This window comes from Burkholderia aenigmatica, assembly GCF_902499175.1.
Classification (GTDB): domain Bacteria; phylum Pseudomonadota; class Gammaproteobacteria; order Burkholderiales; family Burkholderiaceae; genus Burkholderia; species Burkholderia aenigmatica.
Genome location: NZ_CABVQC010000023.1, coordinates 78,640 through 93,888, shown reverse-complemented (window position 1 = coordinate 93,888; position 15,249 = coordinate 78,640). Strand labels below are relative to the sequence as shown.

The window sequence follows — 15,249 nt, the reverse complement described above, 5'->3', positions numbered from 1 at the left end:
CTTTGCGGACACCGGAACGACGCGTGTCTTACCGGTCGCCGCGAACGCGACCGCCGCGTGTGCCCTCGCGACGGCCGTGCTGACGCACTCGCAAGAGCGTGTCTGTTTTGAGATAGACATTCGATCTCCACACTACGGCCGCTCGGCAAACCGGGCGGCGGCAAAGCGAAAAGACTATGAGCGAAGGCGTTTACGGGAATCAGGCTTCGGGACGTGTGACCCACAGCCTGCTGCGGTTGAGTACGGCCATGCGGAGCCAGGCATGGGATTGGGCGGAAGGCGCTGGCCTGACGCCGACGCAGGGCGAGATTCTCGTGCTGCTGCTGCAGCGCAAGGGCCCGATGCGGCTCGGCGAGATCGCGCGCGAGACGCAGCTGACCGCTGCGACCACGAGCGATGCCGTCAGCACGCTCGAGACCAAGGGTCTTGTCGAGAAGCGCCGTGCGCTGGACGACGGCCGCGCGCTGGCCGTGCGCCTGTCGGCCCGTGGCCGGACGGCCGCGAAGAAGGCGCTGCAATGGCCTGAATTCCTGACGAAAGCCGTCGGCAAGCTCGGCGCGGACGAGCAGGGCGCACTGTACCGCGCGCTGCTGAAGACGCTGCGCGAACTGCAGGTGGCCGGTGCGACGCCGCCGCAGCGCATGTGCGTGACGTGCGCCCACTTCCAGCCGGGCAAGCTGTCGAAGAAGACCGTGCATCACTGCGCGGCGCTCGACATCTCGATGTCCGACAGCGACCTGCGTCTCGACTGCTCGGTGCAGGAAGAAGCCGACGCGGCGACGCAGAAGAAGACCTGGAAGATTTTCGCAGGCTGACGTCCGTCGATCGACCGGGAGGCCGATGATGAACGCTGAAGTCGTGGCGATCCGCCACGTGCATTTCGAGGATCTCGGGAGCTTCGAGCAGGTGCTCGGCGAACGGGGCCGGCGGGTGCGCTACGTTGACGTCGGGTCGTCGCGGGTCGAAGTGCTCGACGTGCTCGAGCCATCGCTTCTCGTCGTGCTCGGCGGGCCGCTCAGCGTGTACGACGATGCGCAGTATCCGACGATCGCGCCGCTCGCGGCGCTCGTGCGCAAGCGCATCGACGCGGGCCTGCCGATCCTCGGCATCTGCCTCGGCGCGCAGTTCATCGCCCGGGCGCTCGGTGCGCGCGTCTATCCGGCCGCGCAGCACGAACTCGGCTGGGCGCCGCTGACGCTCACCGACGCCGGCCGCGCATCGCCGTTGCGCCATCTCGACGCTGCGGCGACGTCGATGCTGCACTGGCATGGCGACACGTTCGACCTGCCGGGCGGTGCGATGCATCTCGCGTCGACACCGGCCTGCCGTCACCAGGCATTCGCATGGGGCCAGCATGTGCTGGCGCTGCAATGCCATCCGGAAATCCGCACCGACCGCTTCGAACCGTGGCTGATCGCGAACGCCGGCGAAATCGCGGCGACGCCCGGCATCGACGCGCGCCAGTTGCGCGCCGATACCGCACAGCACGGCCCCGCGCTCGAGGCGGCCGCACGACGCATGTTCGCGGAGTGGCTCGACAGCGTCGGACTCTGACGCTGCCAGTCGCGGCGCCGTTCGCCGCCGCGAAGGGGTTGCCCGGCCCGCATCCGTCGCAGGCCGGCGCATCGTCGTTTGCGCCGCGTTTGCCGCGTCGCCGGCCACCCGCCGCGGCCCGTTCCTGACCGTCCGCTTACTGCCGGGTGCGCCGTCAGCACGCTTCCGGCCTGCGTGCTACGCTCGTTCGCTCTTTCCTTTCCTGGCGAGCGGCCTCCATGACTGCGCTGTTTTCCCCGTTCACGCTGCGCGGCGTGACCCTTCCGAACCGGATCGTGATCTCCCCGATGTGCCAGTATTCGGCCGAGCGCGGAGAAGCGACCGATTGGCACATGATTCACCTCGGCCATCTCGCGCTGTCGGGCGCGGGGCTGCTCTGCATCGAGGCGACCGCGGTGGAACCCGACGGGCGCATCACGCATGGCGACCTCGGCCTCTGGGACGACGTGACCGAAGCCGCGCTGAAGCCCGTGCTGGCTGCGATCCGCAAGCATTCGCCGGTCCGCGTCGCGATGCAGTTGTCGCATGCGGGGCGCAAGGCGTCGAGCAACGTGCCGTGGCAGGGCGGTCAGCTCGTGTCCGTCGCCGACGGCGGCTGGTTGCCGCATGCGCCGTCGGCCGTGCCGCACAAGGATGGCGAGACGCCGCCGCTCGCACTCGATGCCGCCGGCCTGAACCGGATCCGCGAAGCGTTCGCGGCGTCGGCGAAGCGGGCCGCGCGGCTCGGCATCGACGCAATCGAGGTGCACGCGGCGCACGGCTACCTGCTGCACCAGTTCCTGTCGCTGCTCGCGAACCAGCGCACCGACGAATACGGCGGCTCGCTCGAAAACCGGATGCGCTTTCCGCTCGAGATCTTCGAGATCGTGCGCGCGGCGTTTCCGGAGGACCGGCCGGTCGGCGTGCGCGTGTCCGCGACCGACTGGGTCGAAGGCGGCTGGGAGCTCGACGATACGATTGCATTCGCGCACGAACTGAAGCGTCGCGGCTGCGACTGGATCGACGTGTCGTCCGGCGGCGTGTCGCCGCTGCAGAAGATTCCGCTGTCGCCCGGCTACCAGGTGCCGTTCGCGCAGGCGGTGAAGCGCGCGGTCGGCATGCCGACGTTTGCCGTCGGCCTGATCAACGAGCCCGCGCATGCGAACCGGCTCATCGAGGCCGGCGATGCCGATTTCATCGCGATGGCGCGCGCGATGCTGTACGACCCGCGCTGGCCGTGGCACGCGGCGGCCGAGCTCGGCGCGCAGGTGACGGCGCCGCCGCAATACTGGCGTTCGCAGCCGCGCGAGCACAAGGCGTTGTTCGGCGACATCGCATTCGGCCAGCGTTGAGCGCCGAGCGCGCAATATTGCGCGTGATGTTGAACGAAGCAATCGCGAACGTGTAGGATGCGGGTGATTCGCCGCATGCCCGACGCGGCACCGACCGGTGCCGCGTTTTCGTTTTGCGCGACGCCAGGCTGCGACCGCGGCCGCTTTCCATTCAAGTCGTCTTCACAAGGATTCGTTCGATGAGTTCACGCAGGATCGCGGTGCGCCGCTCGGGAGTACACGGCAAGGGCGTGTTCGCCGTGGCGCCGATCAAGGCCGGCGAGCGCGTAGTGGAATACAAGGGCGAGCGAATTTCGTGGAAGGAAGCGCTGCGCCGTCACCCGCACGACCCGAGCGAACCGAACCATACGTTCTACTTCGCACTCGACGAGGGCGGGGTGATCGACGGCAAGATCGACGGCAACAGCGCGCGCTGGATCAACCATTCGTGCGCGCCGAACTGCGAAGCCGAGGAAGTCAAAGGCCGCGTATACATCCACGCGCTGCGCGACATCGGGGCGGAAGAGGAGCTGTTCTACGACTACGGCCTCGTGATCGATGCGAAGCTGACGAAGACGCTCAAGCGCGAATACGCGTGCCATTGCGGCGCGGCGTCGTGCCGCGGCACGCTGCTCGCGACGTCCGACGATGGCGGGAAGAAGAAAAAGAAGAAGGACAAGAAGGACGGCAAGTCCGAGTCCCGGTCGAAGGACAAGAAAAGCAAGAAGTGATGCAGGCGGCAGCGCATCGTGCGCTGCCGTTTCAGCGGCCGGCTGCCGCGTCGCGCAGCCGTGCTCGCCGCGTTCCTCATCCGGCGCGCGGCCCGACCAGCGGCCGGCGCGCCGCGAATCGCTCAGTGCGTCGGCGCGGCGGCCGGTGTTTCGCTGGCCGGCTTCTCGGTGCGCGCGGTCAGCGGCACCCTCACCACGAAGCGCGAGCCGCCTTCCGATGCATCCTCGTACGATACGGTGCCGCCGTGCATCGCGATGATGTCGTGCACGATCGCGAGGCCGAGCCCGGCGCCCGTCTCGACACCGTTGCCGTTTTGCGCGTCGCCGCGGAAGAAACGCTTGAACAGGTCGGCCTGCTGGTTGGCGGGCACGCCGGGGCCGTTGTCCTCGACGACGATCTCGGCGGCCGACTGGCCGTCCTCGAGCGCGCCACGTGCGACGTTCACCGTGATCCGCGCGCCATCCGGCCGCGCGAGCGGCACGTACTTCAGCGCATTGTCGAGCAGGTTCGCGATGACCTCGCGCAACAGCACGGGATTGCCGCGCACGATCAGTTTTTCGTCGTCACCCGGATCGTCGGTGCGCTGGAAGCCGAGGTCGACGTGCGACGCGAGTGCGCGCGGCACCCATTCGGCACCCGTCTCGAACGCCATCGCCGCGAGGTCGACGTCGACGAACCGTGCGGCCTGTTCGCCCGGTTCCGCGCGGGCGAGCGACAGCAACTGGTTGGACAGCCGTACCGCGCGGTCGGCGGCGGCGCGGAGCTCGCGCACCGCGGCGAGGGTCTGGTGCGGGTCACGCGCCACGGCCGCCTGCTCGGCGTGCAGCTTCACGGCCGTCAGCGGCGTGCGCAACTGGTGCGCAGCGTCGGCGATGAACTTTCGCTGCGCGTCGAGCGCGGTCTTCAGGCGGCCGAGCAGCGCGTTCATCGCGCTCGTCAGTGGCCGGATCTCCAGCGGCACCTCGGTTTCGTCGACCGGTTCCAGCGACGTGTGGGTCTGCCGGTTCAGCGAATCGGCCAGGTGCGTGAGCGGGCCGAGCTGCTGGTTCACGACGCGCCACACGATGCCCCAGCCCGCGAGCAGCAGCAGCAGCAGCGGCATCATGATAGCGACGAGGAATTCGGCCGCGATCCGGTAGCGGTGCCGCACCGGTTGCGCGACCTCGACGACCATCGGCTTGCCGCCGTCGACGTCGTCGACGCGCACCTGCGCAACCCGCACCGCGCGGTTGTCGTATTCGGCCTCGAATACGTATGCGTGATGCATGCGGCGCACGTTGATGCCCTGCAGCGGCAGCTTCGGATCGCCGGCGAGTTCCTGTTCGCCGTCGCTGATCCGGTAGATCAGCGCTTCGGCGGGATCGGAGAACATCGCCTGCGCGAGCGGCGGCACCGTGAACGGCGCATCGGGGCCGGCGATCTGGATCTGTTTGGAGATGGCGGTGGCGAGATCGGCGAGCGAGCGGTCGATCACGTGCTGCGTGTATTGCCACGCGAGCCAGTAGGCAATCAGGCCGCTCATCAGCGCGAGCATCGACAGCGGGGCGGCGAGGCGCCGAAGCAGCGAGCGGCGCAGGCTGGTGGTCACAGCCGGATCAGGAGACATTTCGACGGGCAAATGGATAAGCGCCGCTCACGGGGAGCGGCGCGGTCTTGCGCCGGACGGCGACGCGGGCAGGGCGGCACGCCGGCGCACGAGGCCGGCCGGCGCGCGGGCACTGCCGCTCAGACGCTCGCGGTCTGGCGGATTTCCTGCAGCAGGTAGCCGAAGCCGCGCACCGTGACGATCTCGACACGGCACTGCTCGAGTTTCTTGCGGACGCGGTGCACGTAGACTTCGATCGCGGTGTCGCCGAGATCGCCGCCGAAGTGTGTGAGGTGATCCTGCAGCTGGGCCTTGCTGACGACGCGGCCGTGACGCAGCAGCAGCATCTCGAGCACCGCGAATTCGCGCGGCGACAGTTCGAGCGGTTTGTCGTCGTTGAAGATGCGGCGGTCGACGCCCGACAGGCGGACGCCGCCGAGCGACACTTCCGGACGCGGCATGTCGCTGTGCGGGCCGCTGCGGCGCATCACCGCGCGGATGCGCGCTTCGAGCTCGGCCGGCTCGAACGGCTTGAGCATGTAGTCGTCGGCGCCCGAGTTCAGGCCCTGGATCCGGTCGTTCAGCTCGTCGCGTGCGGTCAGCACGATGACGGGCGTGTGGCGGTTGGTCTGGCGGAAACGCGTGAGCAGCGTCATCCCGTCGATGCCCGGCAGACCGAGGTCGAGGATCACGAGTTCGTGGCGGTTCTGAGCCAGCGCCTGTTCGGCAAAGATGCCGTCATGCACCATGTCGACGGTGAAGCCAGCCTGCTCGAGGCTGCTCTGGATACCGCGTGCGATGGGGCGGTCGTCTTCAATCAGAAGGAGTCGCATGAAGTTCGCTCAAGTACAATGGGTTGGCGGTTCAGGCACGCGGACAGCACGACGCCGTTTCCACAGGGGCGCCGCAACACCTGACATCAAGCATGGCGGCCAGCGAACGATTAAATCCAAACATGTCCGATATTTCGATCAACGACCTAGAAGCCGCGATCAATTTCTGGCGCGCCCGCTCGCCGTCGAGCGGCGACGAACTCAAACTCTGCGAAGAGGCCAGCGCGCTTTCCAAGCCGTATGCGCTGCTGATTGTACAGCGCGAAAGCGCGCTGCAACTGGAAGGTTTGGACCCCAAGGCACGGAAAGCCTACGAGACTTACGTGCGCCTTAAGGATGGCTTGGAAAGCTGAAGGCTTTCGCTGACTACATCCTAGAAAACGTTCATCGAAATGAAAAGTTGACGCGCCGCGCATCGAAAGACGCGCGGCGGTAGAGGAAGGCCTCAGGCAGCCGGTTGCGCGTGCGCGCCGGCACGGTCGATGAACAGCGCCAGTTCGATGTCGCGTTCGGTCAGGCCGTCGGCATCGTGGGTCGACAGCGTGACGTCGACACGGTTGTACACGTTGAACCATTCCGGATGGTGGTTCATTTCCTGCGCCTTGATCGCGACGCGCGTCATGAAGCCGAATGCTTCGTTGAAATCGGCGAAGCGCAGGCTGCGCTGGATTGCGTCGCGGCCCGGTACGGCCGTCCAGAGCGGCAGGCCTTCGAGCCGGGTCTTGCGTTCTTCTGATGTGAGCTTGTGGATCATCTTGCACCTCTCGGTCGGTAACGGCGCCCGCGCACGGCTGCGCCGCGCGGCGAAGCCGGCACCGGTCATTGTTTCATAGTTGTGGGAAGGCGATCGGGAGACCGGCAGCGGCGCGCTGCGGCGCCCGCGCGCGTCACGCGTCGGCGTCGTCGGGCCAGCCTTCGCCCGTGCCGCGATGCAGCACGCGATCGCTATCGAGCACTGCGCCGGCCGCGAACTCGGGCAGCGTCGCCAGCCGGTCGGCCAGCGCACGGCCGTCGACGTCGGCCAGCGCGAACAGCTGCGAGAAATCGTCGATCACGAAGTAGGTCTTCTGGAACGTGTCGATCCGGTACTGCGTGCGCATCACGCGCTCGAGGTCGAAGCCGAGCCGGTTCGGCGCCGCGCTTTCGAGGCTGTACAGGCTTTCGCCCTTGCTCGACACGATCCCCGCGCCGTAGATCGACAGCCCGTTCGTGCCGCGCGGGTCGCGGATCAGCCCGAATTCCACCGTATACCAGTAGAGCCGCGCGAGGCGCGCCAGCGCCGCTTCGTCGTCGGCGACCGCGAGTGCGGTGCGGCCGTACGCCTGCATGTAGTCGGCGAACACCGGATCGATCAGCAGCGGCACGTGACCGAACAGGTCGTGGAAGCAGTCGGGTTCCTGCAGGTAGTCGAGCTGGTCGGGGCGGCGCATCCACCAGGTGACCGGGAAGCGCCGGTTCGCCAGGTGCTCGAAGAACACGCGGTCGGGCACGAGGCCCGGCACGGCGACGATCTCCCAGCCGGTGGCCGGCTTCAACTGGCGGTTCACGTCGGCGAACGACGGCACGCGATCGGCCGGCAGGTCGATCTTCCCGAGCCCCGCGACGAACGCGTCGCACGCGCGACCGCGCAGCAGCGCCGACTGGCGTGCATAGAGCTGTTTCCACACCGCGTGGTCGACCTGGCCGTAGCGCGCGAGCGGCTGGTCGATGGTGAAATCGGCGCGGGTTTCGAGGCCCGCATCGAACTGCTCCTGCAGTTTCGCGGTGACGACGGTGGACATGATCTGGCTCTGCACGTGGCGGTTGGGAACCATGCAAGTGTAGAGCGGGCTGCGCGCGGAATGGGCGCAATGTTGGCGCTGATTCGATCGATGATGCGATAATCGCGCATCAAATCACGAATCAATGCGGAGAATGCTCATGCTGGAACTCGATCACTTCGATCTCGCGCTGCTGGACGTGCTGCAGCGCTTCGGCCGCGCGACGCATCAGCAGCTCGGCGAGGAGGTGCCGCTGTCGCCGTCGCAGATCGGCCGGCGGCTGCAGCGGCTCGAGGCGGCCGGCGTGATCGAAGGCTACCGCGTGATGCTGCGCCCCGAAAAGCTCGGGCTCGGCGTCACCGCGTTCACGAGCCTCAAGCTCAAGCACCATGGCGATTCGATCATCGAGCAGTTCCAGCAGCAGATTGACGTGCTGCCCGAAGTGCTCGAATGCCATGCGGTGGTGGGCGATGCCGACTACCTGCTGCGGATCGTCGCGCCGGACCTGAACGCGCTGTCGCAGTTCGTGATGAAGAAGCTGATGCGCGTGCCGGGCGTCGACAGCGTGCGCTCGAACATCGTGCTGACGACGTTCAAGCGCAACGGCGCGTTGCCGCTCGCGCACCTGGCGCCCGGCGCCGCCTGACGCGGCGGCAGGGTTGGAGGCGGCGCGGGTTGCGCCGCCGTAGGGCAGGGCCGGATCAGGCCGTTTCGTGCGGCGTGTCGGCGTTCAGCAGGTCGACGTAAGCGACCGCGACGAGATCGTCCTGCGACACGCCGAGCTTCGCGAACACGTCGTGCGCTTCGGCTTCGCCGCCGGCCTCGTCGTCATCGGGGCCGAGCACGACTTCCAGTTCGATGAAATCGCCGAGGCCGTCGACGCGGTCGAGGTGGATGCGCGTGCGGCCCGCGAGATACACGTGCCGTTCCTTCGTCACGATCCCACGCGTGGTCAGCGCGGTGGCGAGCAGCGCGTGCATCGCGTCGGGGTTCGTCACCGGGCTGCGCGTGTAGTACGACGCCTTCGGGCCGTCGCGGTCGTCGCGCTGGTAGAAGATCAGTTCGGCCGGCGTGCCGTCCTCGAAGCGGCGCAGCTTCAGCCGGCCGCGCGGCACGTCATAGAAGAAATCCTGCTGGCGATAGAACAGCGGCGCTTCGGTCGCGAGCTTGGCCGCCTGCTCGCGCAGGTGGTCGAATTCGCGGGCGCGGGCTTTGATCTCGATGTTGCGGGCCATGCGGGTCTCCTTCAATCGGGGTCTCGCGGTGTGCGAACGCACAATCTAGCAAAAACGCGGAGACGGTGGCGTGACGACGCGCGGGGGGGCGAGGCGAGATGACGCGTGCAGGCCGCGCCGCGCCGTCTTCAGCACCGCTCATACCGCCCACTGGGCTTCGATGAGCCGCAGCGCCGCCGCGATCGCCGGTTCGTCGCGCCGCTCGGCGAGCGCCACGAACGTCAGTTCGGTCGGCACCGTCACGCGTTCGACGATCGTCAGCGCATGCGCGTGCGCTTCGGCCAGCGCGGTCGAGTCGCGCGCGAGCGTCAAGCCGATGCCCGATTTGACGAGATCGAGCATCGACTGCTCCTGGTCGACCTCGGCAACCTTGACCGGCTGCGCGCCGGCATCCGCGAAGCGCCGCGACAGCAGCCGGTGGTGCGCGGACGCGGGCGGCGTCCAGATCCACGGTAGCGCGGCGAGCGCGCGCCAGTCGTGCGCTCGCTGCACGCGCTCCCTCCAGCCGGCCGGCGCGAGCACGCGGTACTGGAAATGCGTGAGCGTGACGGTGTGGAACAGCGCACCGTCGAGCGGATCGTCCTCGCCCGGCCGTCCGATGTAGTAGCCGACGTCGAGCGCCTGCGCGCGCACCTGTTCGATCACCCAGCCCGACATCCCGTGCCGCAGTGCGGTTTCGATCTGCGGATGGGTTTCGACGAGCGCGCGCAGGAAGCCGCCGAGCCGCAGGAAGCCCGGATCGAGGATCGTGCCGATCCGCAGCCGGCCGCGCACCTCGTGCCGCAGCGCAGCAGCGGCGCGCTGCACGTCGGCGGCTGCGGCGAGCGCCCGTTCCGCATGCGGCAGCAGCGTCTGCCCGTCGCGCGTGAGCGCGAGCCCGCGCGACGTGCGGGTAAACAGCGTGACGCCGAGCGTTTCCTGCAGATGCTTGATCTGCAGGCTGACGGCTGGCTGTGTCAGGTGCAGGTGTACGGCGGCGCGCGTCAGGTTGCCTTCGCGCGCGACCGTCGCGAACGCGCGGAGCAGGGTGAGATCCATCGTCGTGATATGAGCGCAGCTTATAACGCAGTTCAGCATAACTCATTGGATCGGCGGGCGGCTGCCGGAGTACGCTTCATCGGTCGTGGCGCGGGGCCGCAAGCGCGGCCGGCGACGCACTATGCTGGAAATGACGCGCGCGGTATCGCGCCGCGTGACAGGAGATAACATGACTACCCAACGCACGCTAGAAGGCGAATTCGATTACGTGATCGTCGGTGCGGGCACCGCGGGCTGCGTGCTCGCGAACCGCCTGACCGAAGATCCCGACATCCACGTGCTGCTGCTCGAAGCGGGCGGCAAGGACGACTATCACTGGATCCACATCCCGGTCGGCTATCTGTATTGCATCGGCAACCCGCGCACCGACTGGCTGTACAAGACGCAACCGGAAGCCGCGCTCAACGGCCGTGCGCTGTCGTATCCGCGCGGCCGCGTGCTCGGCGGCTGCTCGTCGATCAACGGGATGATCTACATGCGCGGCCAGCGCGAGGATTACGACAGCTGGGCGCAGGAAACCGGCGACGCCGGCTGGTCGTGGGACAGCGTGCTGCCGATCTTCAAGCGCAGCGAGGATCACCATGCAGGCGCGAGCGACGCGCACGGCGCGGGCGGTTACTGGCGCGTCGAGAAGCAGCGGCTGCGCTGGGAGATCCTCGAATCGTTCGCGCAGGCCGCGCAGCAGACGGGCATCCCGGCAACCGACGATTTCAACCGCGGCGACAATACCGGGGTCGGCTATTTCGAGGTGAACCAGAAGCGCGGCGTGCGCTGGAATACGTCGAAGGCGTTCCTGCGGCCCGCGATGGCGCGCCCGAACCTGACCGTGATCACCGGCGCGCAGGCGCAGCGCGTGATTTTCGACGGGCGGCGCGCGGTGGGCGTCGAGTATCGCGGCGGCGGCACCGACTACGTCGCGCGAGCGCGCTCGGAGGTGCTGCTGACGTCCGGCGCGGTGAATTCGCCGCAGCTCCTCGAACTGTCGGGCATCGGCGATGGCCGGCGGCTCCAGGCGCTCGGCATCGACGTCGTGCAGGATCTGCCGGGCGTCGGCGAAAACCTGCAGGATCACCTGCAATTGCGGATGGCGTTTCGCGTCGAAGGCGTGCGCACGCTCAACACGCTGTCCGCGCACTGGTGGGGCAAGCTGATGATCGGCGCCGAATATGCGTTGCTGCAGCGCGGGCCGATGTCGATGGCGCCGTCGCAGCTCGGCGCGTTCGCGAAATCCGATCCCGACGATCCCGCCCTCACGCGCCCCGATCTCGAATACCACGTGCAGCCGCTGTCGCTCGAACGCTTCGGCGAGCCGCTGCACAGCTTCAACGCGTTTACGGCGTCCGTGTGCCATCTGCGGCCGACGTCGCGCGGCAGCGTGCATATCGCGAGCGCCGATCCGGGCGCGGCACCCGCGATCGCGCCGAACTATCTGTCGACCGACCACGATCGCCACGTCGCCGCGAACGCGCTGCGCCTCACGCGCCGGATCGCGTCCGCGCCGGCGCTCGCGCGCTATCGCCCCGAGGAAATCCTGCCGGGCCTGCAGTACCGGAGCGAAGCCGAGCTGATCGAGGCGGCCGGCGCGGTCGGCACGACGATCTTCCATCCGGTCGGCACTTGCCGGATGGGGCGTGCCGACGATGAACGCGCGGTGGTCGACAGCCGGTTGCGCGTGCGCGGCATCGCCGGGCTGCGGATCGTCGACGCGTCGGTGATGCCGTTCATTACGTCGGGCAATACCAATTCGCCGACGCTGATGATCGCCGAACGCGCAAGCGACATGATCCGTGCCGATCGACGCGCGGCGCGTGAAGCGACGCCGGTGCGCACGGAGGCCGCGGTGACAGCCGCGTGACGGAACGCTGACACGCACGACAGCGGGCCGTTACGATGCCGCCCGCTGATTCGCTATGCGAAACAAGCTGTCGTTGCAGCGCCGGTGCCGATGGCGCCGATTGTGCCGGTTCGCCGGCAAGATCCATGCAAGCCGTGCAGTCGCACGGCTTTTTTGTTGCATGCGTGCCGGGCCGTGCGGAAGGGCAACGGACGATGATGCACGTGTCAAAAAAGCGGGGTGAAAAACCGTGCACAGCCGCGCGCGACATGGCGGCCAGCCCTATAAGTGCAAATCCCGATGATTGCACTGCACCAACGGCGAGACAATGTGGCGCAGTGTGCATACGCGTCGGCGCGGGAGACCACCCTCGAGGCGTAACACGGCGCCCGGGGCAGCCCGCTCATCCGCTGACCTGTTTCGCGGACGCTTCTCGCGAATCTTCCCGGTGCTTCGCCTGACTTCGTACGGAAGGGAACATGATTCTCGGCGACACGATTCTGGAAACACGCGGACTGACCAAGGAATTCAGGGGTTTCACGGCCGTCAACGGCGTGAACCTGCGTGTGCGTCGCGGTGCGATCCATGCGTTGATCGGACCGAACGGCGCGGGCAAGACGACCTGCTTCAACCTCCTCACCAAGTTCCTGACGCCGACGGCCGGCCAGATCGTCTTCAACGGGATCGACATCACCGACGAGCGGCCCGCGCAGGTGGCGCGGCGCGGCATCATCCGCTCGTTCCAGATCTCGGCCGTGTTCCCGCACCTGACCGCGCTGCAGAACGTGCGCATCGGCCTGCAGCGCGCGCTTGGCACCGAATTCCATTTCTGGCGCAGCGAACGCACGCTGAAGCGGCTCGATGACCGCGCGATGGACCTGCTCACGCAGGTCGGCCTCACCGATTTCGCGCAGGTGCCGACCGTCGAGCTCGCGTACGGCCGCAAGCGCGCGCTGGAGATTGCGACCACGCTCGCGATGGAGCCCGAACTGATGCTGCTCGACGAGCCCACGCAGGGGATGGGCCACGAGGACGTCGACCGCGTGACCGCGCTGATCAAGAAGGTGGCGAGCGGCCGCACGATCCTGATGGTCGAGCACAACATGAACGTGATCGCGGGCATCTCCGACACGATCACCGTCCTGCAACGCGGCGAGGTGCTCGCCGAAGGCTCGTATGCGGAAGTGTCGAAGAATCCGCTCGTGATCGAGGCCTACATGGGCAGCGCCGACGCGGCGCTCGCGGGGGCGCACGCATGAAGCACAGCGCACGGGAGGAACGCGAATTGAGCGGCGTCGAAAGCGGCACGCCCGCGCTGGAGATCACGGGCCTGGAGGCCTGGTACGGGGAATCCCACATATTGCACGGTGTCGACCTGACGGTGCATCGCGGCGAGGTCGTCACGCTGCTCGGCCGTAACGGCGCGGGCCGCACGACGACGCTGCGCGCGATCATGGGCCTCACGGGCCGCCGCAGCGGGTCGATCAAGGTCGCGGGCAACGAAACGATCGGCCTTGCGACGCACCGCATCGCGCATTTCGGCGTCGGCTACTGCCCGGAGGAGCGCGGGATCTTCTCGAGCCTGTCGTGCGAGGAGAACCTGATGCTGCCGCCGCCGATCGGGCCGCGCGACCACGCGATGTCGATCGACGAGATCTACACGATGTTCCCGAACCTCGCGTCGCGCCGGCAGAGCCAGGGCACGCGCCTGTCCGGCGGCGAGCAGCAGATGCTCGCGGTCGCACGGATCCTGCGCACCGGCGCGAACCTGCTGCTGCTCGACGAGATTTCCGAAGGCCTCGCACCGGTGATCGTGCAGGCGCTTGCGCGGATGATCGTCGCGCTGAAGGCACGCGGCTACACGATCGTGATGGTCGAACAGAATTTCCGCTTCGCTGCGCCGCTCGCCGACCGGTTCTACGTGATGGAGCACGGCAACATCGTCGAACATTTCCAGGCGGCCGAACTGGAAAGCAAGATGCCGACCCTGCACGACCTGCTCGGGGTGTGACGCCGCCCCGTCTCTCTTGCCGCTAGCCGTGGCGGCTTCGAACAACCACAACGCATCAGAACAACAGGAGACGTCAATGAAAATGAAGACCCTCGCACACGCCTGTCTCGCACTCGCGACCGCCGCGTTCACCGCCGGCGCCGCGCAGGCCGCGGATACCGTGAAGATCGGCTTCATCACCGACATGTCGGGGCTTTACGCGGATATCGACGGGCAGGGCGGTCTCGAAGCGATCCGCATGGCAGTGGCCGATTTCGGCGGCAAGGTGCTCGGCAAGCCGATCGAGGTCGTCTATGCCGATCACCAGAACAAGGCCGACATCGCCGCGTCGAAGGCGCGCGAATGGATGGACCGCGGCGGGCTCGACCTGCTGGTCGGCGGCACGAACTCCGCCACCGCGCTGTCGATGAACCAGGTCGCCGCCGAGAAGAAGAAGGTCTACATCAACATCGGCGCGGGCGCCGACACGCTGACGAACGAGCAGTGCACGCCGTACACGGTTCACTACGCGTACGACACGATGGCGCTCGCGAAGGGCACCGGCTCGGCGGTGGTGAAGCAGGGCGGCAAGACGTGGTTCTTCCTGACCGCCGACTATGCGTTCGGCAAGGCGCTCGAGAAGAACACGTCGGATGTTGTGAAGGCGAACGGCGGCCAGGTGCTCGGCGCGGTGCGTCACCCGTTGTCCGCGTCGGATTTCTCGTCGTTCCTGCTGCAGGCGCAAGCGTCGAAGGCGCAGATCCTCGGCCTCGCGAACGCCGGCGGCGACACGATCAACGCGATCAAGGCCGCGAAGGAATTCGGCATCACGAAGACGATGAAGCTAGCCGCGCTGCTGATGTTCATCGACGACGTGCACAGCCTCGGCCTCGAGACGACGCAGGGTCTCGTGCTGACCGACAGCTGGTACTGGAACCGCGATGCGGCGTCGCGCCAGTGGGCGCAGCGCTACTTCGGCAAGATGAAGAAGATGCCGTCGAGCCTGCAGGCGGCCGACTATTCATCGGTGACGACCTACCTGAAGGCCGTCCAGGCTGCCGGCACGACCGACTCCGACAAGGTGATGGCCGAGCTGAAGAAGATCAAGATCAACGACTTCTACGCGAAGGGCTACATCCGCACGGACGGCAGCATGATTCACGACATGTACCTGATGGAAGTGAAGAAGCCGTCGGAGTCGAAGGAGCCGTGGGATTACTACAAGGTGCTCGCGACGATTCCGGGCGAACAGGCGTTCGCGACCAAGCAGGAATCGCGCTGCGCGTTGTGGAAGTAAGCAGGGCGTAGCGGCGCGCGCGGGCGTGCCGCTCGGTGGCGGCTGCAGCGATGTGCCCGCTGCGCCGCCCGCGTGCGCAAC

General features: G+C 67.4%; 16 protein-coding genes. 10 read left to right on the top strand and 6 right to left on the bottom strand.

Translation table 11 applies throughout. From position 1 onward, the window contains the following. Positions 1 to 176 precede the first annotated feature (176 nt). From BDO18943_RS18230 to BDO18943_RS18215, 4 genes are all read left to right on the top strand, one after another. Positions 177 to 815, top strand: a complete 639-nt coding sequence (locus BDO18943_RS18230) for a MarR family winged helix-turn-helix transcriptional regulator (RefSeq protein WP_043184842.1) — start codon at positions 177 to 179, stop codon at positions 813 to 815. Positions 816 to 843: 28 nt separating this feature from the next. Further along, positions 844 to 1,554 (top strand): glutamine amidotransferase, encoded by a 711-nt coding sequence (locus BDO18943_RS18225; RefSeq protein ID WP_043185216.1) that lies wholly within the window; start codon positions 844 to 846, stop codon positions 1,552 to 1,554. Positions 1,555 to 1,772: 218 nt separating this feature from the next. Beyond that, on the top strand, positions 1,773 to 2,885 hold the full coding sequence (locus BDO18943_RS18220; protein WP_175023476.1) for an NADH:flavin oxidoreductase/NADH oxidase: 1,113 nt from the start codon (positions 1,773 to 1,775) through the stop codon (positions 2,883 to 2,885). 179 nt (positions 2,886 to 3,064) lie between these two features. Next, positions 3,065 to 3,595 carry an SET domain-containing protein gene (locus BDO18943_RS18215; protein WP_175023475.1) on the top strand — a complete coding sequence of 177 codons (531 nt, stop codon included), beginning with the start codon at positions 3,065 to 3,067 and terminating at the stop codon, positions 3,593 to 3,595. Between the two features lie 122 nt (positions 3,596 to 3,717). Here BDO18943_RS18215 and BDO18943_RS18210 read toward each other — a convergent pair whose 3' ends face one another. Together BDO18943_RS18210 and BDO18943_RS18205 are read right to left on the bottom strand one after the other, a co-directional pair. Further along, positions 3,718 to 5,202: a sensor histidine kinase gene (locus tag BDO18943_RS18210; RefSeq protein WP_175023474.1), complete on the bottom strand. Its 1,485-nt coding sequence runs from the start codon at positions 5,200 to 5,202 to the stop codon at positions 3,718 to 3,720. A 119-nt stretch (positions 5,203 to 5,321) separates the two neighbouring features. Further along, positions 5,322 to 6,014: a response regulator gene (locus BDO18943_RS18205; RefSeq protein WP_006401494.1), complete on the bottom strand. Its 693-nt coding sequence runs from the start codon at positions 6,012 to 6,014 to the stop codon at positions 5,322 to 5,324. 122 nt (positions 6,015 to 6,136) lie between these two features. Between BDO18943_RS18205 and BDO18943_RS18200 the strand changes: the two genes are divergently transcribed. Beyond that, positions 6,137 to 6,367: a DUF3717 domain-containing protein gene (locus BDO18943_RS18200; RefSeq protein WP_034183818.1), complete on the top strand. Its 231-nt coding sequence runs from the start codon at positions 6,137 to 6,139 to the stop codon at positions 6,365 to 6,367. 92 nt (positions 6,368 to 6,459) lie between these two features. Here the strand turns inward: BDO18943_RS18200 and BDO18943_RS18195 are convergent, their stop codons facing one another. After that, on the bottom strand, positions 6,460 to 6,768 hold the full coding sequence (locus BDO18943_RS18195) for a 4a-hydroxytetrahydrobiopterin dehydratase (RefSeq protein WP_039352208.1): 309 nt from the start codon (positions 6,766 to 6,768) through the stop codon (positions 6,460 to 6,462). A gap of 133 nt (positions 6,769 to 6,901) precedes the next feature. Continuing rightward, positions 6,902 to 7,795: a phenylalanine 4-monooxygenase gene (phhA, locus tag BDO18943_RS18190; RefSeq protein WP_222106646.1), complete on the bottom strand. Its 894-nt coding sequence runs from the start codon at positions 7,793 to 7,795 to the stop codon at positions 6,902 to 6,904. 139 nt (positions 7,796 to 7,934) lie between these two features. On the opposite strand from phhA, the gene BDO18943_RS18185 reads away from it, so the two are divergent. Continuing rightward, a complete protein-coding gene (locus BDO18943_RS18185) occupies positions 7,935 to 8,420 on the top strand; it encodes an Lrp/AsnC family transcriptional regulator (protein ID WP_006408082.1) in 486 nt (161 codons plus the stop codon). 55 nt (positions 8,421 to 8,475) lie between these two features. Here BDO18943_RS18185 and BDO18943_RS18180 read toward each other — a convergent pair whose 3' ends face one another. Next, the gene (locus BDO18943_RS18180; RefSeq protein WP_043184855.1) at positions 8,476 to 9,009 is read right to left on the bottom strand and encodes a class IV adenylate cyclase; all 534 of its coding nucleotides are present in this window, start codon (positions 9,007 to 9,009) and stop codon (positions 8,476 to 8,478) included. A gap of 138 nt (positions 9,010 to 9,147) precedes the next feature. After that, on the bottom strand, positions 9,148 to 10,047 hold the full coding sequence (locus tag BDO18943_RS18175) for a LysR family transcriptional regulator (RefSeq protein ID WP_175023472.1): 900 nt from the start codon (positions 10,045 to 10,047) through the stop codon (positions 9,148 to 9,150). Positions 10,048 to 10,216: 169 nt separating this feature from the next. Between BDO18943_RS18175 and BDO18943_RS18170 the strand changes: the two genes are divergently transcribed. From BDO18943_RS18170 to BDO18943_RS18155, 4 genes are all read left to right on the top strand, one after another. Beyond that, entirely contained in the window at positions 10,217 to 11,902 is a 1,686-nt protein-coding gene (locus tag BDO18943_RS18170) for a GMC family oxidoreductase (RefSeq protein WP_175023471.1), read from the top strand. Positions 11,903 to 12,360: 458 nt separating this feature from the next. Beyond that, the gene (locus BDO18943_RS18165) at positions 12,361 to 13,140 is read left to right on the top strand and encodes an ABC transporter ATP-binding protein (protein WP_021160426.1); all 780 of its coding nucleotides are present in this window, start codon (positions 12,361 to 12,363) and stop codon (positions 13,138 to 13,140) included. Further along, positions 13,137 to 13,892, top strand: coding sequence for an ABC transporter ATP-binding protein (locus BDO18943_RS18160; RefSeq protein ID WP_175023470.1), 756 nt, complete (start codon positions 13,137 to 13,139; stop codon positions 13,890 to 13,892). The genes BDO18943_RS18165 and BDO18943_RS18160 overlap by 4 nt, the downstream gene beginning before the upstream one ends. 76 nt (positions 13,893 to 13,968) lie before the next feature. After that, complete coding sequence (locus BDO18943_RS18155) at positions 13,969 to 15,168, top strand: ABC transporter substrate-binding protein (RefSeq protein WP_043184862.1); 1,200 nt, start codon at positions 13,969 to 13,971, stop codon at positions 15,166 to 15,168. Positions 15,169 to 15,249 lie beyond the last annotated feature (81 nt).

What these genes read in the sequence shown, in the direction of transcription:
- BDO18943_RS18175 (WP_175023472.1), bottom strand. Translation starts at nt 10,047, where the DNA reads ATGGATCTCACCCTGCTCCGCGCGTTCGCGACGGTCGCGCGCGAAGGC.
- BDO18943_RS18185 (WP_006408082.1), top strand. Translation starts at nt 7,935, where the DNA reads ATGCTGGAACTCGATCACTTCGATCTCGCGCTGCTGGACGTGCTGCAG.
- BDO18943_RS18180 (WP_043184855.1), bottom strand. Translation starts at nt 9,009, where the DNA reads ATGGCCCGCAACATCGAGATCAAAGCCCGCGCCCGCGAATTCGACCAC.
- BDO18943_RS18165 (WP_021160426.1), top strand. Translation starts at nt 12,361, where the DNA reads ATGATTCTCGGCGACACGATTCTGGAAACACGCGGACTGACCAAGGAA.
- BDO18943_RS18170 (WP_175023471.1), top strand. Translation starts at nt 10,217, where the DNA reads ATGACTACCCAACGCACGCTAGAAGGCGAATTCGATTACGTGATCGTC.
- BDO18943_RS18225 (WP_043185216.1), top strand. Translation starts at nt 844, where the DNA reads ATGAACGCTGAAGTCGTGGCGATCCGCCACGTGCATTTCGAGGATCTC.
- BDO18943_RS18220 (WP_175023476.1), top strand. Translation starts at nt 1,773, where the DNA reads ATGACTGCGCTGTTTTCCCCGTTCACGCTGCGCGGCGTGACCCTTCCG.
- BDO18943_RS18155 (WP_043184862.1), top strand. Translation starts at nt 13,969, where the DNA reads ATGAAAATGAAGACCCTCGCACACGCCTGTCTCGCACTCGCGACCGCC.
- BDO18943_RS18200 (WP_034183818.1), top strand. Translation starts at nt 6,137, where the DNA reads ATGTCCGATATTTCGATCAACGACCTAGAAGCCGCGATCAATTTCTGG.
- phhA (WP_222106646.1), bottom strand. Translation starts at nt 7,795, where the DNA reads ATGTCCACCGTCGTCACCGCGAAACTGCAGGAGCAGTTCGATGCGGGC.
- BDO18943_RS18210 (WP_175023474.1), bottom strand. Translation starts at nt 5,202, where the DNA reads ATGTCTCCTGATCCGGCTGTGACCACCAGCCTGCGCCGCTCGCTGCTT.
- BDO18943_RS18205 (WP_006401494.1), bottom strand. Translation starts at nt 6,014, where the DNA reads ATGCGACTCCTTCTGATTGAAGACGACCGCCCCATCGCACGCGGTATC.
- BDO18943_RS18230 (WP_043184842.1), top strand. Translation starts at nt 177, where the DNA reads ATGAGCGAAGGCGTTTACGGGAATCAGGCTTCGGGACGTGTGACCCAC.
- BDO18943_RS18195 (WP_039352208.1), bottom strand. Translation starts at nt 6,768, where the DNA reads ATGATCCACAAGCTCACATCAGAAGAACGCAAGACCCGGCTCGAAGGC.
- BDO18943_RS18160 (WP_175023470.1), top strand. Translation starts at nt 13,137, where the DNA reads ATGAAGCACAGCGCACGGGAGGAACGCGAATTGAGCGGCGTCGAAAGC.
- BDO18943_RS18215 (WP_175023475.1), top strand. Translation starts at nt 3,065, where the DNA reads ATGAGTTCACGCAGGATCGCGGTGCGCCGCTCGGGAGTACACGGCAAG.